General features: G+C 57.2%; 19 protein-coding genes and 1 riboswitch. Of the genes, 11 read left to right on the top strand and 8 right to left on the bottom strand.

Annotation, left to right across the window (positions count from 1 at the left end):
- Positions 1-12: 12 nt before the first annotated feature.
- The 6 genes from ftsL to ilvI all read right to left on the bottom strand — a co-directional run bounded on the left by ftsL (position 13) and on the right by ilvI (position 5,649).
- Entirely contained in the window at positions 13-333 is a 321-nt protein-coding gene (gene ftsL / locus PAG01S_RS17580) for a cell division protein FtsL (protein WP_003854764.1), read from the bottom strand.
- Complete coding sequence (gene rsmH, locus PAG01S_RS17575) at positions 330-1,271, bottom strand: 16S rRNA (cytosine(1402)-N(4))-methyltransferase RsmH (protein WP_010253859.1); 942 nt, start codon at positions 1,269-1,271, stop codon at positions 330-332. The genes ftsL and rsmH overlap by 4 nt, the downstream gene beginning before the upstream one ends.
- 2 nt (positions 1,272-1,273) lie before the next feature.
- Positions 1,274-1,732: a division/cell wall cluster transcriptional repressor MraZ gene (gene mraZ / locus PAG01S_RS17570; protein ID WP_009092149.1), complete on the bottom strand. Its 459-nt coding sequence runs from the start codon at positions 1,730-1,732 to the stop codon at positions 1,274-1,276.
- 494 nt (positions 1,733-2,226) lie between these two features.
- A complete protein-coding gene (gene cra / locus PAG01S_RS17565) occupies positions 2,227-3,237 on the bottom strand; it encodes a catabolite repressor/activator (protein WP_010253851.1) in 1,011 nt (336 codons plus the stop codon).
- 196 nt (positions 3,238-3,433) lie between these two features.
- Complete coding sequence (ilvN, locus tag PAG01S_RS17560; protein WP_010253849.1) at positions 3,434-3,925, bottom strand: acetolactate synthase small subunit; 492 nt, start codon at positions 3,923-3,925, stop codon at positions 3,434-3,436.
- Between the two features lie 2 nt (positions 3,926-3,927).
- Complete coding sequence (gene ilvI, locus PAG01S_RS17555) at positions 3,928-5,649, bottom strand: acetolactate synthase 3 large subunit (RefSeq protein WP_031594410.1); 1,722 nt, start codon at positions 5,647-5,649, stop codon at positions 3,928-3,930.
- Between the two features lie 731 nt (positions 5,650-6,380).
- Between ilvI and leuL the strand changes: the two genes are divergently transcribed.
- The 5 genes from leuL to leuD all read left to right on the top strand — a co-directional run bounded on the left by leuL (position 6,381) and on the right by leuD (position 11,230).
- On the top strand, positions 6,381-6,464 hold the full coding sequence (gene leuL / locus PAG01S_RS22750) for a leu operon leader peptide (protein WP_099257765.1): 84 nt from the start codon (positions 6,381-6,383) through the stop codon (positions 6,462-6,464).
- Between the two features lie 89 nt (positions 6,465-6,553).
- On the top strand, positions 6,554-8,116 hold the full coding sequence (leuA, locus tag PAG01S_RS17550; RefSeq protein WP_062759486.1) for a 2-isopropylmalate synthase: 1,563 nt from the start codon (positions 6,554-6,556) through the stop codon (positions 8,114-8,116).
- A 2-nt stretch (positions 8,117-8,118) separates the two neighbouring features.
- Positions 8,119-9,210 (top strand): 3-isopropylmalate dehydrogenase, encoded by a 1,092-nt coding sequence (leuB, locus tag PAG01S_RS17545; protein WP_062759485.1) that lies wholly within the window; start codon positions 8,119-8,121, stop codon positions 9,208-9,210.
- A gap of 4 nt (positions 9,211-9,214) precedes the next feature.
- Complete coding sequence (gene leuC / locus PAG01S_RS17540) at positions 9,215-10,621, top strand: 3-isopropylmalate dehydratase large subunit (RefSeq protein ID WP_022625402.1); 1,407 nt, start codon at positions 9,215-9,217, stop codon at positions 10,619-10,621.
- 3 nt (positions 10,622-10,624) lie between these two features.
- On the top strand, positions 10,625-11,230 hold the full coding sequence (gene leuD, locus PAG01S_RS17535) for a 3-isopropylmalate dehydratase small subunit (protein WP_062759484.1): 606 nt from the start codon (positions 10,625-10,627) through the stop codon (positions 11,228-11,230).
- Between the two features lie 470 nt (positions 11,231-11,700).
- Here leuD and PAG01S_RS17530 read toward each other — a convergent pair whose 3' ends face one another.
- A complete protein-coding gene (locus PAG01S_RS17530) occupies positions 11,701-12,879 on the bottom strand; it encodes an MFS transporter (RefSeq protein ID WP_022625401.1) in 1,179 nt (392 codons plus the stop codon).
- Between the two features lie 254 nt (positions 12,880-13,133).
- On the opposite strand from PAG01S_RS17530, the gene sgrR reads away from it, so the two are divergent.
- The 4 genes from sgrR to thiQ all read left to right on the top strand — a co-directional run bounded on the left by sgrR (position 13,134) and on the right by thiQ (position 18,237).
- The gene (sgrR, locus tag PAG01S_RS17525) at positions 13,134-14,795 is read left to right on the top strand and encodes an HTH-type transcriptional regulator SgrR (RefSeq protein WP_045140778.1); all 1,662 of its coding nucleotides are present in this window, start codon (positions 13,134-13,136) and stop codon (positions 14,793-14,795) included.
- A 35-nt stretch (positions 14,796-14,830) separates the two neighbouring features.
- Positions 14,831-14,933, top strand: a riboswitch (TPP riboswitch).
- A 46-nt stretch (positions 14,934-14,979) separates the two neighbouring features.
- Positions 14,980-15,966: a thiamine ABC transporter substrate binding subunit gene (gene thiB / locus PAG01S_RS17520; protein WP_010253828.1), complete on the top strand. Its 987-nt coding sequence runs from the start codon at positions 14,980-14,982 to the stop codon at positions 15,964-15,966.
- Positions 15,942-17,552 (top strand): thiamine/thiamine pyrophosphate ABC transporter permease ThiP, encoded by a 1,611-nt coding sequence (gene thiP / locus PAG01S_RS17515; protein WP_062759483.1) that lies wholly within the window; start codon positions 15,942-15,944, stop codon positions 17,550-17,552. The genes thiB and thiP overlap by 25 nt, the downstream gene beginning before the upstream one ends.
- A complete protein-coding gene (gene thiQ, locus PAG01S_RS17510) occupies positions 17,536-18,237 on the top strand; it encodes a thiamine ABC transporter ATP-binding protein ThiQ (protein ID WP_031594583.1) in 702 nt (233 codons plus the stop codon). The genes thiP and thiQ overlap by 17 nt, the downstream gene beginning before the upstream one ends.
- Positions 18,238-18,242: 5 nt before the next feature.
- Here thiQ and PAG01S_RS17505 read toward each other — a convergent pair whose 3' ends face one another.
- Entirely contained in the window at positions 18,243-19,007 is a 765-nt protein-coding gene (locus tag PAG01S_RS17505) for a DedA family protein (RefSeq protein WP_010253821.1), read from the bottom strand.
- 168 nt (positions 19,008-19,175) lie between these two features.
- On the opposite strand from PAG01S_RS17505, the gene polB reads away from it, so the two are divergent.
- A complete protein-coding gene (polB, locus tag PAG01S_RS17500) occupies positions 19,176-21,536 on the top strand; it encodes a DNA polymerase II (RefSeq protein ID WP_088234232.1) in 2,361 nt (786 codons plus the stop codon).
- Positions 21,537-21,688: 152 nt separating this feature from the next.
- A complete protein-coding gene (gene rapA, locus PAG01S_RS17495; protein ID WP_062759481.1) occupies positions 21,689-24,595 on the top strand; it encodes an RNA polymerase-associated protein RapA in 2,907 nt (968 codons plus the stop codon).
- The last annotated feature ends 8 nt before the right edge of the window (positions 24,596-24,603 follow it).

The raw sequence follows: 24,603 nt of genomic DNA, 5'->3' as shown, positions 1-24,603 counted from the left end.
TATCTGAGGTCCTTATTTCTGCACCACGATATTTTCTTGTGAAGGATCAACGTGCTGCAGTTGCAGCTTCTCGGTGGCGATGCGTTCAACACGGCTGTGATCGCCCAGTGCATTCTCTTCCAGGATCAGGTTGCGCCACTCGATATCGAGTGCGTCACGCTCCAGCACCAGTTGTTCGCGCTGCGCGGTTAACAGTCGTGTTTTATGGGTGGTAGTCACCACCAGCACGGCAGAAACCACCACAGCGATCAGCAACAGCACCGGAATCTTGCCCTTTCGCAGCAGATCCCCGCCGATAACGGCAGGCAGACTGTGACGCTCATTACCGATCATGCGTCGGTTTTCTCCGCGATACGTAATACCGAGCTGCGCGCACGTGGGTTCTCAGAGACTTCAGCATCACCCGGCGACATTTTGCCGAGCAACTTCAGTTCACGCCCACCCAGGGCACGCAGCTGATGTTCAGTCATGGGAATCCCAGGCGGCACCTGCGGCCCGCGACTCTGATCGCGCATAAAGCGCTTCACCAGCCGATCTTCCAGTGAATGGAAGCTGATAACAGAGAGGCGGCCCTGCGGGGCCAGCACTTCAACAGCGCCTTTCAGGGCAATATCGATCTCTTCCAGTTCGCTGTTAATCCAGATACGAATCGCCTGGAAGCTGCGCGTAGCCGGATGCTTAAACTTATCTTTTACCGGCATGGCGATTGAGATCACCTCAGCCAGTTCCCGGGTCCGGGTCATCGGCTGTTCACGATTACGCTCGACAATGGCCCGAGCGATGCGTTTGGCGAATCGCTCTTCACCGTAGGTCTTCAGGACAAACGCGATATCCGCCTCTTCTGCGTGCAGCAACCATTCTGCGGCGGAGTGCCCGCGCGACGGGTCCATTCGCATATCCAGCGGTCCGTCACGCATAAAGGAGAAGCCACGTTCGGCGTCATCCAGCTGCGGTGATGAAACCCCCAGGTCCAGCAAAATGCCGTCAATCTTTCCGACCAGATCCCGTTCGGAGACATACTCTGCCAGCGCGGAAAAAGGGCCATGAATAATTGAAAAACGCGGGTCGGTGATCTCTGCGGCAGCGGCGATAGCTTGCGGATCACGATCGATGGCGATCAGCTTTCCCTTCTCTCCCAGCTGCGAAAGAATCAGGCGTGAATGGCCACCACGACCAAAAGTGCCGTCGATGTAAATACCGTCTTCCCTGATATTGAGGCCGTTAACCGCCTCATCCAACAGCACGGTGGTATGTTTGAAATTTTCCTGCATAGCTATAGCGACAAGTCCTGCAACCGCTCAGATAAAGGCTCCTGAGCCGACTGTTCTGCGTCAATATCGTCCCTGACTTGTTGATACCAGGTCTGTTCATCCCACAGCTCAAATTTATTGAACTGTCCAACCAGCATCACTTCTTTGGTTAATTTTGCGTGCTGCCGAAGCGTATTCGCCAGCAGCAGGCGGCCTGCATTATCCATCTGACATTCACTGGCATGCCCCAGCAGCAAACGCTGCACGCGGCGCTCAAGTGGATTCATACTGGAAAGGCGTGCCAGCTTTTTTTCAATGATTTCCCATTCGGGCAGGGTATAAAGCAACAGGCATGGCTGGTGGAGGTCGATGGTACAGACCATCTGCCCCTGAGACTCCCCAATCAGCAAATCGCGATATCGCGTAGGTACGGCGAGCCGCCCTTTGCTGTCGAGATTGACTAACGTTGCTCCGCGGAACATGCCAGTCTCTTCTCCTCATCACCCATTTACGCCACTTTATCCCACTTTTTACCACGAAACGAGTTTAAGGATCCCATGAAATCCTTGTCAAGCCGGAGCGGCAGGTGAATATCACTATTTACAGAGTGAAGAATTAATCTCTGGCGACGATATAAACGAATAAAAGGGGAAAGTAAAAATTAAGCCGATGAATACCTGAATAAAAAAAACGACCCGGGAAAAAACGACTAAAAATGAAACAATGTAAAGGGCTAAATATTAATCGTGGTTTCTGAGACAGCGGCGGCATTTTAGGGGATTTCCGAAAGGAAGCCCAGCGGCTTCAGGCCAGACGGGAAAGTAAGTTTGTTGAAGTTGTAAGCAGATAATAAAAATAACCCTTTCTGCTTTGTTAGATTTGATGAGCAGAATTTACGCTTTTTTACGTCGACCTGTTTATTTAATCAGTTAAATCGTTAAATAAAAGAGGCGGGCAGCGTAATACTGCCCGTGACTCATTTAACTTTTCGGCTTAATTGTCCGCGACGGTATAAATTACGGCGAATGCGGGTTAACCCGGGTTTTGGTTTTCTGGGTTCATCCAGCGAGGCTAAAACTAATTCCAGCACGCGCTCTGCCACGTCGCGATGACGCTGACCCACCGCCAGCACCGGACACTCAAGAAAGTCCAGTAATTCGTGGTCGCCAAAGGTGGCGATGGCCAGCTCGGTCGGAAGCCGTCCGTCTCGTTTCAGCGTCACATCCATCACACCCTGCAGCAGACCAAATGAGGTGGTAAAAAGCGCCTCCGGCATCGGGTGATCTTCAAGGTATTGTTCAAACAGTGCCGCGGCGGCTGTGCGTTCGAAGCTATTGCAGTAGATGTAGTCAATCGGCCGGGGATCGTCTTTCCATGCATCGCGGAAACCCAGCTCGCGCAGGAAACTTACCGACAGCTCGGGTAACGCACCGAGGAACAGCACATTTTTGACCTCAAGCTGACGCAGTTCAGCCGCCAGCATATGGGCATCGTCCTGATCGGCACCCACTACGCTGGTGAAATGTTCACGATCCAGCGCGCGATCTAACGCAATAATCGGCAGGGGATCGTTGATCCAGCGCTGATAAAAGGGATGCTCTGGCGGTAACGAGGTAGAAACGATGATCGCATCGACCTGGCGCTGTAACAGATGCTCAATGCAGCGCATCTCGTTATCGGGCTGATCTTCAGAACAGGCGATCAGCAGCTGATAGCCGCGCTGACGGGCCTGCCGCTCAAGATAGTTCGCAATACGGGTATAACTGGTATTTTCCAGATCGGGGATCACTAACCCAATTGAGCGCGTACGCCCGGCGCGCAGCCCGGCAGCCACCGCATTAGGGTGATAATTATGCTCACGTACCACCGCCATGACTTTCTCAACGGTTTTGTCGCTGACACGATACTGCCGCGCTTTGCCATTGATCACATAACTGGCCGTGGTGCGCGACACGCCTGCCAAACGCGCAATTTCATCCAGTTTCACGATAACCCCACCATCAAATCCGCTTTTACGGCAGAAATAGCCGCAGTTAAGCTATGGATAACTCATGGCTATCATCTAACAGCAGAAAAGTGCGCGGAGCAACCGCTTTTCTGAATGTAACTCGCCTGGCGCATAAAAAATAAAAAAACCCGGCATTTCGCCGGGTTAGGTGTGGATTGATGATGACGCTGCGTGATTAACGCATGATACGATCGCCGCGTGAAACGCCGACGATACCGGAGCGTGCCACTTCAACAATTTCGGCGACATCGCGGACGGTATTCAGGAAGGCGTCCAGTTTGTCACTGGTTCCTGCCAGCTGAACCGTGTACAGCGTCGGCGTTACGTCGATGATCTGACCACGGAAGATCTCGGCGTTACGCTTCACCTCTTCGCGGCCATAACCGCTCGCCTGAATCTTCACCAGCATGATTTCGCGCTCAACATAGGCGCCCTGCCCCAGCTCGGTAACGCGCAGCACATCTACCAGCTTGTGCAGCTGCTTTTCAATCTGCTCCAGCACCTTCTGATCGCCCACCGTCTGAATGGTCATCCGCGACAGCGTAGGATCATCCGTTGGCGCCACGGTCAGGCTCTCAATGTTATAGCCGCGCTGCGAGAACAGGCCGACGACACGGGATAATGCGCCGGATTCGTTCTCCAGCAGAACTGATAAAATACGACGCATAATTATGTCCTCTCCGTTTTGCTCAACCACATCTCATCCATGCTGCCACCGCGAATCTGCATCGGGTAAACATGCTCGCTACCGTCAACGGTGACATCCACAAATACCAGACGTCCCTTCGCCAGGGTTTCCAGCGCCAGCGTCAGCTTCTCTTCCAGTTCAGCCGGATGTTCAATCGCGATCCCGACGTGGCCGTAGGCTTCCGCCAGACGCACGAAGTCAGGCAGTGACTCCATATAAGACTGGGAGTGACGACCGGAGTAGATCATATCCTGCCACTGCTTCACCATGCCCAGCACCCGGTTGTTCAGGTTCAGCACCAGCACCGGCAGATCGTACTGCAGCGCGGTGGAAAGCTCCTGAATGTTCATCTGGATACTGCCATCGCCCGTTACGCAGATGACTGTTTCGTCCGGCAGCGCCATCTTCACACCCAGCGCAGCGGGCAGGCCAAAGCCCATGGTGCCCAGACCACCGGAGTTGATCCAGCGACGCGGTTTATCGAAAGGATAATAGAGCGCAGCAAACATCTGGTGCTGGCCCACATCCGAGGTCACATACGCATCGCCTTTGGTCAGACGGCTGATGGTTTCAATCACCGCCTGCGGCTTGATTTTGTCGCTGGTGCGATCAAATTCCAGGCAGTGACGACTGCGCCAGCCCTCAATCTCCTGCCACCAGTCGTGCAGGCTCTCAGCGCGCTGGCTTTCACTTTGCGCCAGCAACTCCAGCATCTGCTGCAGCACCTGCTTCGCATCACCGACAATCGGGATATCCGCCGCCACCGTCTTAGAGATAGAGGTCGGGTCGATATCGATATGCATCACCGTGGCGTTGGGACAATACTTCGCCAGGTTGTTGGTGGTGCGGTCATCAAAGCGCACACCGATACCAAAAATCAGGTCGGTGTTGTGCATCGTCATGTTGGCTTCGTACGTGCCGTGCATACCGAGCATGCCAACGCACTGACGATGAGTGCCAGGGAACGCGCCCAGGCCCATCAGCGAGGTCGTCACCGGAATATTCAGGCTTTCGGCCAGCTTTAACAGTTCGGCTTCGCAGCCTGCGGTAATGGCACCACCACCAGCGTAGATCACCGGCTTCTTCGCGGCCAGCAACGTGGTCAGCGCACGCTTAATCTGACCTTTATGGCCCTGAATGGTCGGATTGTAGGAGCGCATGCTCACCGTATCCGGCCAGTGATAAGGCAACTTGTTGGCCGGATTCAGAATATCTTTCGGCAGATCGATCACCACCGGCCCCGGACGTCCGGTGGAAGCCAGCCAGAACGCCTTTTTCAACACGGTTGGGATCTCTTCGGTACTTTTCACCAGGAAGCTGTGCTTCACTACCGGACGAGAGATGCCGACCATGTCGCACTCCTGAAAGGCGTCATAGCCAATCAGCGACGAGGGAACCTGACCCGAGAGGATCACCAGCGGAATCGAGTCCATATAGGCGGTGGCGATACCGGTAATCGCATTGGTTGCGCCGGGTCCGGAGGTGACGAGCACCACGCCGACTTCACCGGTGGCGCGTGCCAGGCCGTCAGCCATGTGCACCGCACCCTGCTCATGACGCACCAGAATGTGATCGATACCCCCGACGGTTTGCAGCGCATCATAGATATCCAACACTGCGCCACCCGGATAACCGAATACCTGCTTAACGCCCTGATCGATTAACGAACGGACGACCATTTCGGCTCCTGACAACATCTCCATCTTCTGCCTCCAGGCTTGCGGACCCGGCTCTGTTAATACGCCCGTTAGCGCGTACCACAAAGCCCTGGTGCCTGCTTTGCCAATCAAAATCTTATGTTTATGCATGACAGCGGAAACAACTGCCGCTGTCCGGTTACAGAGAAATCTGTTGAGTTTATTTTTCTGAGAGTAGGTCGATTACCATAACCGCAGTTAACCGGGCAGGCAAACCGCAAACCCACGTAAATTAAAAGGCAGGGGCGTAAAGGCTCTGCCCGATAAGAATTGGCTGCGCGGATTAAACTAATTACGCGGCAGAACCGCAGAGGAAAATGCTGATTAAGAAATTATTTTCAGCGTGATCTAAGAAATAACGAAAACTTATTACCCGACTGCCCTGGCCCACAATCGCCTGACACTTTTCTTTTCTGGCGTAATTAACCATTAAATCGTTGAAGCGCATTCGATTATGCTAAAGAGCAGGTGATATATCCTGTATCCTCGTGAGACACCCTCCCGATAAAGTCTTTAATTTTCAACATAATAAAATCAAACACCCGCAGAATCAGTGCTCATTCCCGGGTCGATTGCCTCCGCAGCCTCTACGGCGCTGTTCATTACGCTGCCTGACCGTTAAATAACAGAATATCTTCCTCTGACACCACTAAGAATACCCCTGCATTGAAGGTTGACATCCCTGAGTGATTCCAGTACCAATATGTACAGCACAACATTTTATAAGGTTTGAATCCATGTTTCGTTCTGTTCGCCTTCTCGGTCTACTACTAAACGCACTCAGCTTGCGCGGTAGACTTGTGGGCGGAATCAAACACTGATTCAAACCTGCTGAAAGTTAAAAACCCGCGCCTGTCGCGGGTTTTTTTATGCTCGTTGCCAGGCCAGAAAAAGCATAAGGATGATTACGATGAGCCAGCAAGTCATTATTTTCGATACCACTCTGCGCGACGGTGAGCAGGCATTACAGGCCAGCCTGAGTGTGAAAGAAAAATTGCAGATTGCTTTAGCGCTGGAGCGCATGGGCGTGGATGTGATGGAAGTCGGTTTCCCGGTCTCCTCACCGGGCGACTTTGAGTCTGTGCAGACCATTGCGCGCACCATTAAAAACAGTCGGGTTTGCGGTCTGGCACGCTGTGTGGAAAAAGATATTGATGCGGCGTACGAATCACTGCGCGTTGCCGAAGCCTTCCGTATTCATACCTTTATCGCTACCTCACCGATGCACATCGCCACCAAACTGCGCAGCACGCTGCCAGAAGTGATTGAGCGTGCGGTGCATATGGTGAAACGTGCGCGTAATTATACCAGCGACGTTGAGTTCTCCTGCGAAGATGGCGGCCGTACCCCGATTGATGACCTGTGCCGGATGGTAGAAGCCACGATTAATGCCGGTGCCACCACCATCAACATCCCGGATACCGTTGGCTACACCCTGCCAGGCGAGTATGCCCACATCATCAGTGAGCTGATGAATCGCGTTCCTAACATCGACAAAGCAATTATCTCTGTTCACACCCACGATGACCTGGGTATGGCAACCGGCAACGCCCTGGCTGCCGTACAGGCGGGCGCGCGTCAGGTGGAAGGAACGATGAATGGCCTGGGTGAACGTGCCGGTAACTGTGCGCTGGAAGAGGTGATCATGGCGATTAAAACCCGCCAGCAGATCATGAACGTGCATACCAATATCAATCATCAGGAAATCTACCGTACCAGCCAGATGGTCAGCCAGATCTGCAACATGCCGATCCCGGCGAACAAGGCAGTGGTCGGCTCTAACGCCTTCGCTCACTCCTCGGGTATCCATCAGGATGGCGTGCTGAAGAACCGCGAGAACTATGAAATCCTGACGCCGGAATCGATCGGCTTACACAAAATCCAGCTGAACCTGACCTCACGTTCTGGCCGCGCGGCGGTAAAACATCGCATGGAAGAGATGGGCTATGCCGAGCAGGATTACAATCTGGATACGCTGTATGACGCCTTCCTGAAACTGGCCGATAAAAAAGGGCAGGTTTTCGATTACGACCTGGAAGCGCTGGCCTTCATCAACAAGCAGAATGAAGAGCCGGAATATTTCCAGCTGCACGAATTTAACGTCCAGACCGGTTCCAGCATCACCGCCACCGCCTCTGTCAATCTGGGCTGCGGCGATGTCGCTAAATCGGATGCAGCCACCGGTAATGGCCCGGTTGACGCGGTCTACCAGGCGATTAACCGTATCACCCAGTTCGACGCCGAGCTGGTTAACTACAAGCTGACCGCGAAAGGCCACGGCGAGAATGCGCTGGGTCAGGTCGATATCGTCGTGAGCTACAACGGCCGCAAGTTCCACGGCATTGGTCTGGCGACCGATATTGTGGAGTCCTCCGCCAAAGCGATGGTCAACGCTCTGAACAATATCTGGCGTGCCCGTCAGGTTGAACAAGAATTGCAGCGCAAATTTAAAGATCAGAAGGAAACCGTATAACCATGTCCAGCTCATCTCATATCGCAGTTTTACCCGGTGATGGTATCGGCCCGGAAGTGATGGCGCAGGCTATGAAAGTGCTGGATGCCATTCGTCAGCGCTTTGATATGCAGATCACCACCCAGGAGTATGCGGTCGGCGGCATTGCTATCGATCAGCATGGTGAACCCCTGCCACCCGCAACGGTTGCAGGCTGCGAGCAGGCCGACGCGATTCTGTTTGGTTCCGTTGGCGGCCCGAAATGGGAGCACTTACCGCCGGCATCGCAACCGGAGCGCGGTGCGCTGCTGCCGCTGCGCAAACATTTTAAGCTGTTCAGTAACCTGCGTCCGGCTGCGCTCTACAGCGGACTGGAGGCGTTTTGCCCGCTGCGCGCCGACATTGCTGCCAAAGGTTTCGACATTCTGTGCGTGCGTGAACTGACCGGCGGTATCTATTTTGGTCAGCCGAAAGGACGTGAAGGCAGCGGCCCGGAAGAGCGTGCATTTGATACCGAAATTTATCACCGTTTCGAAATTGAGCGCATCGCCCGCATCGCGTTTGAATCGGCGCGCAAACGTCGCAATAAAGTCACCTCGGTTGATAAAGCCAACGTGCTGCAGACCTCCGTGATGTGGCGTGAAATCGTCAACGAAGTGGCCAAAGAGTATCCGGACGTGCAGCTGAGCCACATCTATATCGACAACGCCACCATGCAGTTGATCAAAGACCCGTCGCAGTTTGACGTGCTGCTCTGCTCCAACCTGTTCGGTGACATTCTCTCTGATGAGTGCGCCATGATCACCGGCTCAATGGGGATGCTGCCTTCCGCCAGCCTGAATGAAGCGGGCTTTGGCCTGTTCGAACCCGCGGGTGGCTCGGCGCCGGATATCGCCGGTCAGAATATTGCCAACCCGGTCGCCCAGATCCTGTCGCTGTCGCTGCTGCTGCGTTACAGCCTGAATGCCGATGAGGCTGCCGACAGTATCGAACGCGCCATCAGCCGTGCGCTGGAACAGGGCTATCGCACCAAAGATTTAGCCGGTGATGGCCCAGCGGTCAGCACAGATGAGATGGGCAGCATCATTGCCCGCTTTATCGCCGAGGAAAAATAAAAAAATGAAAACCTTATACCAGAAGTTATTTGATGCACATGTCGTCCACGAAACGCCAGAAGAAACGCCGTTACTCTACATTGATCGCCATCTGATCCATGAGGTGACCTCGCCCCAGGCCTTTGATGGTCTGCGCGCGCACGGACGTAAAGTCCGTCAGCCGGGCAAAACCTTTGCCACCATGGATCACAACGTTTCTACGCAGACCAAAGATATCAATGCTTCGGGAGAGATGGCGCGTATTCAGATGCAGGAGCTGATGAAGAACTGCGCTGAGTTTGGCGTACAGCTGTATGACCTGAATCATCCGTTCCAGGGCATCGTCCACGTTATCGGTCCTGAGCAGGGCATGACGCTGCCGGGTATGACGATTGTGTGCGGCGACTCGCACACCGCCACGCACGGTGCGTTTGGCTCGCTGGCCTTTGGTATCGGCACCTCTGAAGTTGAACATGTGTTTGCTACCCAGACCCTGAAGCAGGGTCGGGCAAAAACCATGAAGATTGAAGTGCTGGGCCAGGCGTCAACCGGCATTACGGCTAAAGATATCGTGCTGGCGATCATCGGCAAAACCGGCAGCGCAGGCGGAACCGGCTATGTGGTCGAATTCTGCGGTCCGGCGATTCAGGCGCTGAGCATGGAAGGTCGTATGACCCTGTGCAACATGGCGATTGAGATGGGTGCGAAAGCGGGCCTGGTGGCACCGGATGAGACCACCTTCAACTATCTGAAAGGTCGTCAGTTCTCGCCGCAGGGTGAGAAATGGGAGCAGGCCGTTGATTACTGGCGCACCCTGAAGTCTGACGAAGGCGCGAAATATGATGCGGTGGTAACGCTGCATGCTGAAGAGATTGCACCGCAGGTCACCTGGGGCACCAATCCGGGTCAGGTCATTGCCGTTGATCAGGTGATCCCGAATCCGGCCTCGTTCGCCGATCCGGTTGAGCGCGCCTCAGCCGAAAAAGCCCTGGCCTACATGAACCTGCAGCCAGGCATCAGACTGACTGATGTGGCGATTGATAAAGTGTTTATCGGCTCCTGCACCAACTCACGCATCGAAGATCTGCGTGCCGCCGCCGCCATCGCCAAAGGCCGTAAAGTGGCGCCTGGCGTGGTCGCCATGGTGGTGCCGGGTTCCGGCCCGGTGAAAGCGCAGGCCGAAGCGGAAGGTCTGGACAAAATCTTCCTGGAAGCGGGCTTTGAATGGCGTCTGCCAGGCTGCTCTATGTGTCTGGCGATGAACAATGACCGCCTGAATCCGGGCGAGCGTTGCGCGTCAACCAGCAACCGTAACTTTGAAGGCCGTCAGGGCCGTGGTGGACGTACCCATCTGGTCAGCCCGGCGATGGCCGCGGCGGCTGCCGTAACCGGCCACTTTGCCGACATCCGTGAACTGACGACAGGAGCTTAAGTCATGGCGAATAAATTTACTCAGCACACCGGCATTGTTTCGCCGCTGGATGCCGCGAACGTCGATACGGACGCGATCATTCCCAAGCAGTTTTTGCAGAAGGTCACCCGCACCGGTTTTGGACAGCATCTGTTCCACGACTGGCGCTTTGAAGATGACGCGGGCACCGTGCCAACGCCCGGCTTTGTGCTGAACAAGCCTGAGTTCAAAGGCACGAGCATCCTGCTGGCGCGTGAAAACTTTGGCTGCGGCTCTTCACGTGAGCATGCGCCCTGGGCGCTGACCGATTTTGGTTTTCACGTGGTGATTGCGCCGAGCTTCGCGGATATCTTTTATGGCAACAGCTTCAACAACCAGCTGCTGCCGGTGAAGTTAAGCGAAGAGGAAGTGGATGAGCTGTTCAGACTGGTTGCGGACCAGCCCGGCATCAGCTTTACGGTAGACCTGGAAGCGCAGACGGTCACCGCTAGCGATAAAGTCTATTCGTTCGAGCTCGACAGCTTCCGCCGCCACTGCATGATTAACGGCCTGGACAGCATCGGTCTGACGCTGCAGCACGAAGCCTCCATTTCGCAGTATGAGCAGAATCAGCCCGCCTTCCTGCGCTGATTGAGTTAAAGCAGGGCGACATCGGGTCGTAATGCTGATCAGTTAAGATTAGATTTGTAAAGGCTGCCACGGTCAAACGTGGCAGCTTTTTTTCCGGGCGAGCGAGCCGCAGTGCGGGCCAGCGCACCTCTTGCTGCTGCCGGGCCGTCCTCGCGCCGCTCACGCGGTACCTTCGGCTTTGAGCCTCCACTCTCGTGCCCTTCTTAACAATACACACTGAAGTTTCAGAGCAGGCCGGGGCCGGGCAGGGGCAGGCAATCCGCAGCGCTGAACAGAATGAGTCTGCCAGGAGAGCCCGCAGGACGCGGGCGAAAGGCGGGGCGGCACAGGATGTGCCATCCCCGGCGGTCCGTCAGGCAGAGGAATGAAGTGAAGGAACCGCGCAGCGGCGCGAGGACCGCCAGCCCCTGCCCGGCACCAGACTGCGTTATCACCTGTCGCTTAACTGACTGGCATTACGCCCTTCTTCTTTATACGTCGCGCACCCGTGCCGACATCACCAGCGCCACAATAGCCAGCCCGAATGCCAGCCAGTAAACCGCCTCATGTCCCAGTCGCTCGCTGAGCGTGCCCTGAATCACCCCAGCCAGAATCATGCCGGTCGAGATCGAGTTGGTGAACATGGTGGTCGCCGCACCAGGCCGTCCTGGCATCAGATCCTGAAACCACAGCATCCCTATGCCAGCAATAATCCCGACAAACACCGCGTTAAACAGCTGTAACACCATCAGCGACGTGCGGGAATTGAATAGCACCAGCCCCAGATAAAACAGTACGCCAGCCGCCACCGCGATCAGCATTAACCGGCGCTTGCCGATACGCCGCGCGTAATGTCCGGCCAGCAGCATCACCGGGATCTCCAGCCCTGCCGCCGTCCCCATCAGCAGACCGGCCAGCTTCTCAGGCAGCCCCAGCGTGGTGCTGATATAGAGCGGCATATCGATGATATACATCGTGTTGCAGGTCCACATCGCGACTGAGGCCAGGAACAGTAAACGCACATCCCGATCGCGCCAGCCACTTAGCGGCAGCCCGCCGCTTTGCATCAGGGGCTGCGAACGTGGCACCGACGGCACGGTGAACCAGATCAGCAGGATACAGATCAGAAACAGCGCGGCGGCCACCATAAATAGCGTCACAAAGCCGTAGTTCAGCGCCAGCGCGAAGGAGAGCGGCGGCCCAATCACCCACGCCAGCGACAGCTGCGCACGCATCACCGAACTGAACATCACCGCTTCACGCGCCGACTGATCGGCATATTCCCGCGCCAGCGCAAACAGCTGAGGCATTGAGACGCTGGCCAGCGCTGACAGCAGCACGCCCAGCGTCAGTAAGGTCAGATAGTGGCGGGTAAAGGCAAACAGTAGCGCATTGACCAGCGCCATCAGGCAGCAGAAGAGAATGATATGACGACGATCGCCGACGCTGTCAGAGCGCTTTGCCACCAGCATGCTCACCACGATACCGGCCACCGCATTGATGGTGAAAAACAGTCCGACCCAAAAGGGCCGCGCCTGCACCTCGCGCGTCAGAAACAGGCTGAGCGTCGGCGCCTGCAGTGCGCCCGCGATGCCCAGCATGAACGAGGCGACCATAAAAGCGAGGTAAACCGGATTGATGCGGCGCTGCCGCGTTAACAGCGATTTCATACCGAAATCCCTTACAGAACAAACAGAGGGGAAAAAAGAAGGGTAGACGATACCGCGCAACATGAAAAAAGCCAGCAGAGATCATCTGCTGGCGGTGTAAATGCACCCTACTCAGAAAAGCACTCCGCTGGACAGCGAAGTCAGGGTCGAACGCCATTCAGTGCTGAATGCCTCCCGCTCTTCCCATAACGCAAAGTTTGCTCTTAAAATAGGGCAAGAAAAACAGAGCGCTTTTCACCGGGAGTTCCTCTTTTATGTCCTCATCACGTCTGAAGCAGCAGTTCATTCGCCTGTGGCAGAGCTGTCAGGGGCAAACGCAGGAGATTACCCTTAGCGAACTGGCTGACCTGCTGCACTGCTCGCGCCGCCATATGCGCAATCTGCTCAACCGGATGCAGGCCGCGGGCTGGCTGATCTGGCAGGCGGAAGCCGGGCGCGGCAAGCGTTCACAGCTTACCTTCTGCTATACCGGACTGGCTTTGCAGCAGCAGCGTGCCGAGGATTTGCTGGAGCAGGATCGCATCGATCAGCTGGTCCAGCTGGTGGGCGATAAAAATCAGGTACGGCAGATGATCGCCGCGCATCTGGGCCGCAGTTTCCGTCAGGGCAAGCATATCCTGCGGGTGCTCTACTATCGTCCGCTGCTCAATCTGCTGCCCGGTTCGCCGCTGCGGCGCTCCGAAACCCACATTGCGCGACAGATTTTCAACGGCCTGACGCGGATAAATGAGGAAAACGGGGAAATCGAGCCCGATATTGCGCACCACTGGCAGCAGACTTCCCCGCTTCACTGGCGCTTCTTTCTGCGTCCGGCGATTCGCTTTCATCACGGCAGAGAACTGGAGATGGAGGATGTGCTGGCCACGCTTGAGCGTCAGCGCCCTCATCCGCTCTTTTCCCATATCGAGCAGATCGACTCGCCCGCGCCCTGGACGCTGGATATCCGCTTAAGCCAGCCCGACGAGGGATTACCCTGGCTGCTGGGCAGCGTCAGTGCGATGATCCTGCCGCGCGAATGGCCGACGCTGCACGATTTTGCCCGCCAGCCCGTTGGCACCGGTCCTTACCGGGTGATCCGCAATCAGGAGAGTCAGCTGAAGATCGAAGCATTTGATGACTATTTTGGTTTTCGCGCCCTGATTGATGATGTCTCTATCTGGGTACTGCCCGACATCAGCGATGAGCTGGTCTATGCTGGTGTCCGTCTGCAGGGCGATGGAGCCGATGAGGTTCAGGAGGAGAGCCGCCTTGAAGAGGGCTGCTACTATCTGCTGTTCGACCAGCGTTCAGAACAGGGACGCAACGAGGCGGTCCGGCGCTGGGTCAGCTACCTGTTTAATCCTATCGCCCTGCTCAATCACGCCGGTGTCGGCTACCAGCGATACTGGTTTCCGGCGTATGGCCTGCTGCCGCGCTGGCATCACCGGCGCGACCTGACGCCAGTGGAAAAACCGCCCGGCTTAACCCACCTGACGCTGACCTGGTACAGCCAGCACGTGGAGCATGAAGGCATCGCTAACGCGCTGCGTCCGCTGCTGGCAGAGCATGGCGTCACGCTGGAGACCCGCGAGATCAGCTACGAAAGCTGGTATCAGGGCGAAGCGGAAAGTGATATCTGGCTTGGCAGCGTGAACTTTACCCTGCCGCTGACTTATTCTCTGTTTGCGCAGCTTTATGAGATCCCGTTGCTGCATCACTGTCTGCCGATCGACTGGCACAGCGATGCGGCCCGCTGGCGCGAGAAAACGCTGCCGCTGGCCGAATGGAGTAAACAGTTAGTCGAAGAAGCGGGTCTTCATCCGCTGTTTCACCACTGGCTGCTGCTTGAAGGTCAGCGCAGCATGCGCGGCGTTCGGATGAATACGCTGGGCTGGTTTGATTTTAAATCCGCCTGGTTCGCGCCACCCGCGCTGTGAGGCTTTCGCCCCGGCGCTGAAATGACTAGAATGTGACGTTCTCAACGGGGTGCCGCCTGCCACCAGCAAGCAGCTGAGAGATACCCGTCGAACCTGATTCGGTTAATACCGACGTAGGGATTTGGGAGGCCTCTGTGCTCAGATCCTTTGCGACTCATCCCCTATTCTCCTGAAGGAGCGCAAAGTGTTAAACAAAGTTCTGCCGGTGCTGCTGTTACTCTCCGCCCCCGTTCTGGCGGCTAAGCCGGTTCTCACGGTCTACACCTACGACTCCTTCTCCGCTGACTGGGGCCCTGGCCCGGCGGTTAAAAAAGCCTTCGAGGCGCAGTGCAACTGCGAGCTGAAATTCGTCACGCTGGAAGATGGCGTGTCGCTGCTGAACCGCGTGCGCATGGAAGGGAAAAACAGCAAAGCCGATCTGGTACTGGGGCTGGATAACAATCTGGTACAGGCGGCGCAGAAAACCGGTCTGTTTGCCGAAAGTCAGGTCGATTCCTCGACATTAAAACTGCCCGGCGGCTGGCACAACACCACTTTCGTGCCGTTTGATTATGGCTACTTCGCGTTTGTCTATGACAAAACCCGGCTGAAGAATCCGCCAAAAAGCCTGAAAGAGCTGGTCGACAGCCCGGAGAAGTGGCGGGTGATCTACGAAGATCCCCGAACCAGCACCCCCGGCTTAGGTCTGCTGTTGTGGATGCAGAAAGTCTATGGCGATCAGGCACCGCAGGCGTGGCAAAAGCTGGCGCAGAAAACCGTGACGGTGACCAAAGGCTGGAGTGAAGCCTATGGCCTGTTCCTCAAGGGCGAAGGCGATCTGGTGCTGAGCTACACCACCTCACCGGCTTACCACATCATCGAAGAGAAAAAAGAGAACTATGCCGCCGCGCCGTTTGCAGAGGGCCACTATCTGCAGGTTGAAGTTGCCGCGCAGTTAGCCAGCAGCAAGCAGCCGGCGCTGGCACAGCAGTTTATGAAGTTTATGGTGTCACCCGACTTCCAGCGCACGATTCCCACCGGTAACTGGATGTACCCGGTAATCGACACGCCACTGCCTGCCGGTTTTAGCGCACTCACTGTGCCCGCCACCGCTCTGCAGTTCTCGCCGGAAGAGGTTGCCAGCCAGCGTTCAGGCTGGATCAGCCAGTGGCAACGCGCCGTCAGCCGCTGATGCCGCGCTGGCTTATCCCCGGTTCGCTCGCCACGCTGCTGTTAATCAGCGTCGCGCTGCTGGCCTTCGGTGCACTCTGGAGCGCCGCGCCAGAGAATGACTGGCGCAGCGTGCTGCAGGATGATTACCTGCATCACGTTATCGCCTTCTCTTTTGGTCAGGCGCTGCTCTCCGCGCTGTTGTCGCTGCTGCCAGCGTTGCCGCTGGCGCGCGCGCTCTATCGACGCCGTTTCCCTGGCCGTCAGCTGCTGCTGCGTCTGTGCGCCATGACCCTGGTACTGCCGGTGCTGGTGGCGGTATTTGGTCTGCTCACCGTCTATGGTCGTGTCGGCTGGCTGGCGCAGCTGTGCCAGCTGGCAGGGATTGATTACCACTTCTCTCCCTACGGTCTGTCGGGCATTTTGCTGGCGCACGTCTTCTTTAACCTGCCGCTGGCGACCCGCCTGATGCTGCAGGCGCTGGAGAGCATTCCGGCGGAACAGCGTCAGCTGGCGGCACAGCTCGACCTGCGCGGCTGGCACCATTTTCTTCTGCTGGAGTGGCCATGGCTGCGGCGTCAGCTGCTGCCGACCGGCGCGCTGATCTTCATGCTCTGTTTCGCCAGCTTTGCTACCGTGCTCTCACTGGGCGGCGGCCCGCAGGCGACGACCATCGAGCTGGCGATTTTCCAGGCGCTGAGTTATGACTACGATCCGGGGCGCGCTGCACTGCTGGCGCTGATCCAACTTGGCTGCTGCGTGACGCTGGTGCTGCTCAGCCAGCGCTTCAGCAAAGCGATTCCCGCCGGAACCAGCCAGCTGAATGGCTGGCGCGATCCGCAGGATTCGCGCGGGGCGCAGCTGGTTGATGCGCTGCTGATCCTGCTGGCGCTGATCCTGCTGCTGCCCCCGCTGGCGGCGGTCATCATCGATGGTCTGCACGGCGGACTGCGCGGCGCGCTGGCGCAGCCTGCACTCTGGCAGGCGACGTTTACCTCACTGCGCATCGCCACCGGCGCCGGTCTGCTCTGTGTGGTGCTGACCATGATGCTGCTGTGGAGCAGCCGCGAGCTGCGCCTGCGTCAGCGCCCGGCGGCGGCAACCCTTATCGACACCAGCGGCATGCTGATTCTGGCGATGCCAGGCATCGTGCTCGCCACCGGCTTTTTCCTGTTGTTTAACGCCACCATTGGCCTGCCGGCGTCGGCGGACGGGCTGGTGATCTTCACCAATGCGCTGATCGCCATTCCCTATGCGCTGAAAGTGCTGGAGAACCCGATGCGTGACGTCGCGGAGCGTTACGGCAGACTCTGTGATTCGCTGGATATCCACGGCTGGAACCGGCTGCGGCTGATTGAACTGCGGGCGCTGAAACGTCCGCTGGCCCAGGCGCTGGCCTTTGCCTGCGTGCTGTCGATCGGTGATTTTGGCGTGGTGGCGCTGTTTGGTACTGCCGATTTCCGCACCCTGCCGTTCTACCTTTATCAACAGATCGGTGCCTATCGCGGTGCTGACGGTGCAGTGACCGCGCTGCTGCTGCTGCTGCTCTGTTTGCTGCTGTTCACCCTGATGGAAAAATTACCAGGCCGCCATGCTGACACTGAATAACCTCACGTACCTTTATCAGCATCTGCCGATGCGCTTTAGTCTCAACGCCACCCGCGGCGAGCGCATCGCGATCCTCGGCCCCAGCGGGGCCGGTAAAAGCACCCTGCTGAGCCTGATTGCCGGTTTCCTGCCGGTGAAACAGGGCACCCTGATGATTGACGGCCAGGAGCACACCCACAGCGTGCCGGCCAGACGGCCCGTGTCGATGCTGTTTCAGGAGAACAACCTGTTTCCGCACCTCAGCGTGCAGCAGAACATGGCGCTGGGATTGCACCCCGGACTGAAGCTGAGCGCCGGGCAGCGCCAGCAGCTTGCAGCGCTGGCCGATCAGGTGGGATTAGGCGATCTGCTGACGCGGCTGCCGGGCGAGCTGTCAGGCGGACAGCGACAGCGCGTGGCGCTGGCACGCTGTCTGCTGCGTGACCGTCCGGTGCTGCTGCTGGATGAGCCTTTTTCTGCGCTGGATCCCGCGCTGCGTGGAGAGATGCTGCAACTGGTGCGTTCGGTGTGTGAAGCGCGCAGCATCACGCTGCTGATGGTGTCGCACAGTCTGGAAGATGCCCAGCAGATTGCGCCGCGCAGCGTGGTGATTGTGGATGGCCGGGTTTACTGGGATGGCGAGACCCGACAGTTACTGTCGGGCGACACGCGGGAGGCCGACGTGCTCGGCATCCCGCGTCGTTAAGCGATTCAGGCGAAGAAAACCTGCCACAGCAGATGACGGAAAATGGGCATCATCGGATGGAACTGAATACCGACGAAAGCCGCGACGGCAATCACCAGCCCCAGCGGCCCTGCCCAGCGCAGGCGCTCAGGCGGCAGCCAGGCCGATGCCCAGTCGCGACTCTTGCCGCTGCGCCACCAGCGCCAGCATAACCAGACACCCAGCCAGATCAGCAGTGCTGCGCCGAGTAACAGCCATTTAAAGCTGCCGCCCTGCGCGGCTTTGGGCACATCGATCGCCACACCCGCCAGAATACCGGGCAGCAGATAGAGCGGCGGCCAGAGAATGCAGCCGATAATGTTCGGCGGCAGGAATTTACGCACCGGCAGCTCCAGCATACCGGCCGCCAGCGGGATCAGCGGACGCGTGGGGCCAACAAAGCGTCCGACCAGAATCGTAAACATGCTGTGCTGATGCAGGGCGTGCTCGGTTTTATCCAGCAGGCCTTTATACTTTTGCAGATACTTCCAGCGATGCAGCGGCCCCTGAAATTTCCAGCCGATGCCGTAGGAAACCCAGTCACCAATCAGGCAGCCCGCAAAGCCCGCCGCCCAGGCCGGGTAAAGGCCAAGTTCGCCACTGCCGACCAGCGCGCCCAGACTGGCCATCATCACCGTACCTGGCAGCAACAGCCCGACCAGCGCCAGCGACTCCAGAAACGTCACCAGCGCAACGGCAAACAGCGCCCACTCCAGGGACTGCGTAATCAGTTGTTGAATCCAGGCTTCCATAATCATCCTAAGTAAAAGCAGAAGGCTGGATTGTCCTGAGCCAGCCACACAGCGTCAAGGCAAGAATTGTAGGACAATGTTGACAAAAGCGGGTGGCGGGAACTGTATAAATATCCATGTTATACTGAAGCGGTTTTCTCATCCTGAAATGCTGAGTCCGGAGAACATCTGAATATGCCCCGCGCAGGTTTTCTGCTCACCCGCCACTGGCGCGACAGCCCGCATGGCACCGAAATTATCCTCTGGCTCGCGACCGATGCGGGCGCGCAGCGCGTGGTGCTGCCGGTGCAGGAGTCCGTCGCGTTTATTCCTGAGGAATTTCAGGCGCAGGTCAGCGAATTACTGAAAGATGAACGTCAGTTTCGGATTCAGTCGCTGGCGCTGAAAGATTTTCGGCGTCGCCCGGTTTTCGGCCTCTACTGCCAGCAGAACCGCCAGCTACAGCGCATTGAAAAACGGCTGCGCGAAGAGGGTATTCCGGTCTATGAAGCCGATATCCGTCCGCCGGAGCGCTACCTGATGGAGCGTTTTATTACCGCGCCGGTCTGGTTTGACGGCGAGCAGCGCGGTGACAGCGTGGTCAATGCGCGGCTCAAACCCCATCCCGACTATCGCCCGCCGCTGAAATGGGTCTCGCTGGACATTGAAACCACACAGCATGGCGAGCTTTACTGCATTGGGCTGGAGGGATGCGGTCAGCGCCAGGTCTTTATGCTCGGCCCGGCCAACGGTGATGCCAGCACGCTGGATTTCGAGCTGATCTATCTCGACAGCCGGCCGCAGTTACTTGAAGCGCTGAACCAGTGGTTTGCAGAGCATGATCCGGATGTCTTAATTGGCTGGAACGTCGTGCAGTTTGACCTGCGGGTGCTGCAAAAGCATGCCGATCGTTACGGCATTCCGCTGCGCCTGGGACGCCAGCATGCCGCGCTGGAGTGGCGTGAACATGGCTTCAAACCCGGCGTATTTTTCGCTCAGGCCAGTGGCCGGTTGATTATTGATGGTATTGACGCGCTGAAATCGGCGTTCTGGGATTTTCCCTCATTCAGCCTCGAGTCCGTGTCGCAGCAACTGCTGGGAGAAGGAAAAGCGATTGATAATCCCTGGCAGCGTATGGAGGAGATCAACTGGCGCTTTGCCAACGATAAACCGGCGCTGGCGCGCTACAACCTGAAAGACTGCGAGCTGGTGACGCGCATTTTTCACAAAACGGCGATTATGCCGTTTCTGCTGGAACGCGCGGCGGTCAATGGACTGGCGGTGGATCGCCACGGCGGTTCGGTAGCGGCCTTTGGTCATCTCTATATTCCGCGGATGCATCGCGCCGGGTTTGTCGCCCCGAACATGGGTGATGTGGCCCCGGAAGCCAGTCCTGGCGGTTATGTGATGGATTCGCGCCCCGGCCTGTATGACTCAGTGCTGGTGCTGGATTACAAAAGCCTCTACCCGTCGATTATCCGCACCTTCCTGATTGACCCGGTGGGTCTGGTGGAAGGGCTGGCCCATCCTGATGATGCCGATTCGATTGAAGGTTTCCGTGAAGCGCGTTTTTCGCGGCATACCCACTGCCTGCCTGCGATAGTTGAACAGATCTGGCTGGGTCGCGAAGCGGCGAAAAAGCAGAATAATCAGCCGCTGTCCCAGGCGCTGAAAATCATCATGAACGCCTTCTACGGCGTGCTGGGCACCAGCGCCTGCCGCTTCTTTGATCCGCGGCTCGCCTCCTCTATTACGCTGCGCGGTCACGCCATCATGCAGCAGACCCGAACGCTGATTGAGGCGGAAGGCTACGACGTCATCTATGGCGACACCGACTCCACCTTTGTCTGGCTGAAGTCGGCGCACAGTGAAGAAGATGCCGCCGCGATTGGTCTGCAGCTGGTGCAGAAAGTGAACGACTGGTGGCGCGACCATCTGCAGCAGACGCAGGGGCTGACCAGCACACTGGAACTGGAGTATGAAAACCACTTCTGCCGTTTTCTGATGCCCACCATTCGCGGCGCGGAACAGGGCAGCAAGAAACGCTACGCCGGACTGATTCGTGACGCCGCCGGTGAGCGCATGGTCTTTAAGGGGCTGGAGTCGGTGCGAACAGACTGGACGCCGCTGGCAAAAGCATTCCAGCAGCAGCTCTACCACCGTATCTTCCACCGTCAGCCGTGGCAGGATTATATCCGTACAACCGTGGCGCAGTTGCTGGCGGGTGAACTCGACGATCAGCTGATCTACAAAAAGCGGCTGCGGCGTCCGCTGAAAGAATATGAACGAAACGTGCCCCCGCACGTGCGCGCTGCCAGGCTGGCCGATGAGCACAATCGTAAATTAAACCGGCCCTTGCAGTACCAGAATGGTGGCCGGATCCGTTATGTCATCGCCACCGCAGGCCCCGAGCCACTGGAGGCGCGCAGCACGCCGCTGGACTATGACCACTACGTGACGAAGCAACTTCAGCCGGTTGCAGAGGGGATTCTGCCCTTTGTCGAGGGGGACTTTGCTACACTTATTACCGGACAGCTGGGGCTTTTTTGACAGGTGACGAACGTCCTGCCATCCAGTACCATAGCGCCCTTCCTGAAACTCACCGCTCTTAAGTACGCTCCAGGCCTTGTTGTCTGGCGGTAACGCTATTGCCTGAGCTTTGGGAACACCTCTAAAAACGTTAAAATTCGAGCAAAAAATATATGGTTTTTACATTAGGTCAGCGCTGGATTAGTGATACGGAAAGTGAACTGGGACTGGGCACCGTGGTGGCGATCGATACCCGCATGATCACCCTGCTGTTTCCGGCCACGGGGGAAAACCGCCTCTACGCCCGCAACGATTCGCCAGTTACCCGCGTCATCTTTAATCCGGGTGATACCATCACCAGCCACGAAGGCTGGCAGATGCGCGTCGATGAAGTACGCAACGAAAATGACCTGATGACCTATATCGGTACCCGTCTGGATACCGAAGAGAGCGAAGTGATGCTGCGCGAAGTCATGCTCGACAGCAAGCTGGTGTTCAGTAAGCCGCAGGATCGCCTGTTTGCCGGCCAGCTCGACCGGATGGATCGTTTTGCCCTGCGCTTCCGCGCCCGTAAATACCAGAGTGAGCAATATCGCCTGCCAATCAGCGGCTTACGCGGCATGCGCACCAACCTGATCCCTCACCAGCTGCATATCGCCCACGATGTCGGCCGTCGCCATGCGCCGCGCGTCCTGCTGGCCGATGAAGTTGGCCTGGGTAAAACTATTGAAGCCGGGATGATCATCCAGCAGCAGCTGCTGGCTGGCCGTGCCGACCGCATCCTGATTGTGGTACCTGAAACTTTACAGCATCAGTGGCTGGTCGAGATGCTGCGCCGCTTCAACCTGCGCTTTGCGTTGTTTGATGACGACCGCTATACCGAAGCGCAGCACGACAGCGATAACCCGTTTGAAACAGAGCAGCTGATTATCTGCTCACTGGACTTCGTGCGCCGTAACAAGCAGCGTCTTGAGATGCTGGCCGATGCCGAATGGGATCTGCTGGTGGTCGATGAAGCGCACCATCTGGCCTGGTCAGAAGGCGAGCCCAGCCGTGAATATCAGGTTATCGAACAGCTGGCTGAGAAAACCGCCGGGGTTCTGCTGCTGACCGCAACGCCGGAGCAGCTGGGCATGGAGAGTCACTTCGCCCGTCTGCGTCTGCTCGACCCTAATCGTTTCCATGACTTTGCCGCCTTTGTTGAAGAGCAGCAGCATTTCCGTCCGATTGCCGATGCCGTCACCGCGCTGCTGGCCGATAAAGCGATCTCCCAGGAGGAGATGAACCGGATCAACGATCTGGTCGGCGAGCAGGATATTGAGCCACTGCTGCAGGTCGCCAACAGCGACCGTGACGGCAAGCTGGAGGCGCGTCAGGAGCTGATCTCCATGCTGATGGACCGCCACGGCACCAGCCGCGTGCTGTTCCGTAATACCCGTAACGGGGTTAAAGGCTTCCCGAAACGCGAACTGCACCAGATCCGCCTGCCGCTGCCTGCGCAGTATCAGACGGCGATTAAAGTCTCCGGCATTATGGGCGCGCGCAAAAGTGCAGAAGAGCGGGCGCGTGACCTGCTCTATCCGGAACAGATTTATCAGGAATTTGAAGGCGACAGCGGTACCTGGTGGAACTTCGATCCGCGCGTGGAATGGCTGATGGGCTATCTCACCACCAACCGCAAAGAGAAAGTGCTGGTGATCTGCGCCAAAGCGGCCACCGCGCTGCAGCTGGAGCAGGTACTGCGCGAGCGCGAAGGTATCCGCGCAGCGGTGTTCCACGAAGGTCTGTCGATCATTGAACGTGACCGTGCTGCCGCCTGGTTCGCCTCGGAAGAGAATGGCGCGCAGGTGCTGTTGTGCTCCGAGATCGGTTCTGAAGGCCGTAACTTCCAGTTTGCCAGCCGTCTGGTGATGTTCGACCTGCCGTTTAACCCGGACCTGCTGGAGCAGCGTATCGGTCGTCTGGATCGTATCGGTCAGGCGCACGACATTCAGATTCTGGTACCGTGGCTGGAGCAGACCGCACAGGCGGTGCTGCTGCGCTGGTATCACGAAGGGCTGGACGCGTTTGAACACACCTGCCCGACCGGCCGGACAATCTATGACAGCGTCCATTCGCAACTGATCGGCTATCTGGCCGCGCCGGAAAACAGCGAAGGTTTTGATGCGTTTATCACCGACTGCCGTAAACAGCATGACGCGCTGAAACTGCAGCTGGAACAGGGTCGCGATCGCCTGCTGGAGCTGAACTCCAACGGCGGCGAATCGGCTCAGCTGCTGGCCAATGCCATCAGCGAGCAGGATAACGACACCGGCCTGGTGAACTTCGCGCTTAACCTGTTTGATATCGTTGGTATCAATCAGGAAGATCGCAGCGATAACCTGATTGTGCTGACCCCTTCCGACCACATGCTGGTGCCCGATTTCCCTGGCCTGCCAGAAGATGGCTGCACTATCACCTTTAACCGCGATCAGGCGCTGTCACGCGAAGATACCCAGTTCATTACCTGGGAACATCCGCTGATCCGCAACGGTCTGGATCTGATTCTGTCGGGCGATACCGGCAGCAGCGCACTGTCACTGCTGAAGAACAAGGCGCTGCCGGTGGGGACGCTGCTGGTCGAGCTGATCTATGTGGTTGAAGCGCAGGCACCGAAGCATCTGCAACTGACCCGGTTCCTGCCGCCAACGCCAATCCGTCTGCTGATGGATACCAAAGGCACTAACCTGGCGGACAAAGTGGAGTTCGAAAGTTTTAACCGTCAGCTGAATGCGGTTAACCGTCATACCGCCAGTAAACTGGTGAATGCGGTGCAGCAGGATGTGCATGCGATTCTGACCCAGGGCGAAGAGAGTGTGGTCAGCGAAGCGCGTGCGGTGATTGATGCAGCGCGTGCCGAAGCGAACGAGAAGCTGGGCGCAGAACTCTCCCGTCTCAACGCGCTGAAAGCGGTGAACCCGAACATCCGTGACGATGAAGTCGAGGCGCTGGAAAGCAACCGTGAACAGGTGCTGGAAAGTCTCGATCAGGCCAACTGGCGTCTCGACGCACTGCGCCTGATTGTGGTGACACACCAGTAAGCTCAGGG

This window comes from Pantoea agglomerans NBRC 102470, assembly GCF_001598475.1.
In the GTDB taxonomy this organism is placed as follows: domain Bacteria; phylum Pseudomonadota; class Gammaproteobacteria; order Enterobacterales; family Enterobacteriaceae; genus Pantoea; species Pantoea agglomerans.
The sequence above is the reverse complement of the archived record's forward strand: the minus strand, read 5'-3'. Positions and strand labels throughout refer to the sequence as shown.

What these genes read in the sequence shown, in the direction of transcription:
- leuC (WP_022625402.1), top strand. Translation starts at nt 9,215, where the DNA reads ATGAAAACCTTATACCAGAAGTTATTTGATGCACATGTCGTCCACGAA.
- PAG01S_RS17505 (WP_010253821.1), bottom strand. Translation starts at nt 19,007, where the DNA reads ATGGAAGCCTGGATTCAACAACTGATTACGCAGTCCCTGGAGTGGGCG.
- leuL (WP_099257765.1), top strand. Translation starts at nt 6,381, where the DNA reads ATGTTTCGTTCTGTTCGCCTTCTCGGTCTACTACTAAACGCACTCAGC.
- leuA (WP_062759486.1), top strand. Translation starts at nt 6,554, where the DNA reads ATGAGCCAGCAAGTCATTATTTTCGATACCACTCTGCGCGACGGTGAG.
- ilvN (WP_010253849.1), bottom strand. Translation starts at nt 3,925, where the DNA reads ATGCGTCGTATTTTATCAGTTCTGCTGGAGAACGAATCCGGCGCATTA.
- ftsL (WP_003854764.1), bottom strand. Translation starts at nt 333, where the DNA reads ATGATCGGTAATGAGCGTCACAGTCTGCCTGCCGTTATCGGCGGGGAT.
- mraZ (WP_009092149.1), bottom strand. Translation starts at nt 1,732, where the DNA reads ATGTTCCGCGGAGCAACGTTAGTCAATCTCGACAGCAAAGGGCGGCTC.
- rsmH (WP_010253859.1), bottom strand. Translation starts at nt 1,271, where the DNA reads ATGCAGGAAAATTTCAAACATACCACCGTGCTGTTGGATGAGGCGGTT.
- PAG01S_RS17530 (WP_022625401.1), bottom strand. Translation starts at nt 12,879, where the DNA reads ATGAAATCGCTGTTAACGCGGCAGCGCCGCATCAATCCGGTTTACCTC.
- rapA (WP_062759481.1), top strand. Translation starts at nt 21,689, where the DNA reads ATGGTTTTTACATTAGGTCAGCGCTGGATTAGTGATACGGAAAGTGAA.
- ilvI (WP_031594410.1), bottom strand. Translation starts at nt 5,649, where the DNA reads ATGGAGATGTTGTCAGGAGCCGAAATGGTCGTCCGTTCGTTAATCGAT.
- thiQ (WP_031594583.1), top strand. Translation starts at nt 17,536, where the DNA reads ATGCTGACACTGAATAACCTCACGTACCTTTATCAGCATCTGCCGATG.
- leuD (WP_062759484.1), top strand. Translation starts at nt 10,625, where the DNA reads ATGGCGAATAAATTTACTCAGCACACCGGCATTGTTTCGCCGCTGGAT.
- sgrR (WP_045140778.1), top strand. Translation starts at nt 13,134, where the DNA reads ATGTCCTCATCACGTCTGAAGCAGCAGTTCATTCGCCTGTGGCAGAGC.
- leuB (WP_062759485.1), top strand. Translation starts at nt 8,119, where the DNA reads ATGTCCAGCTCATCTCATATCGCAGTTTTACCCGGTGATGGTATCGGC.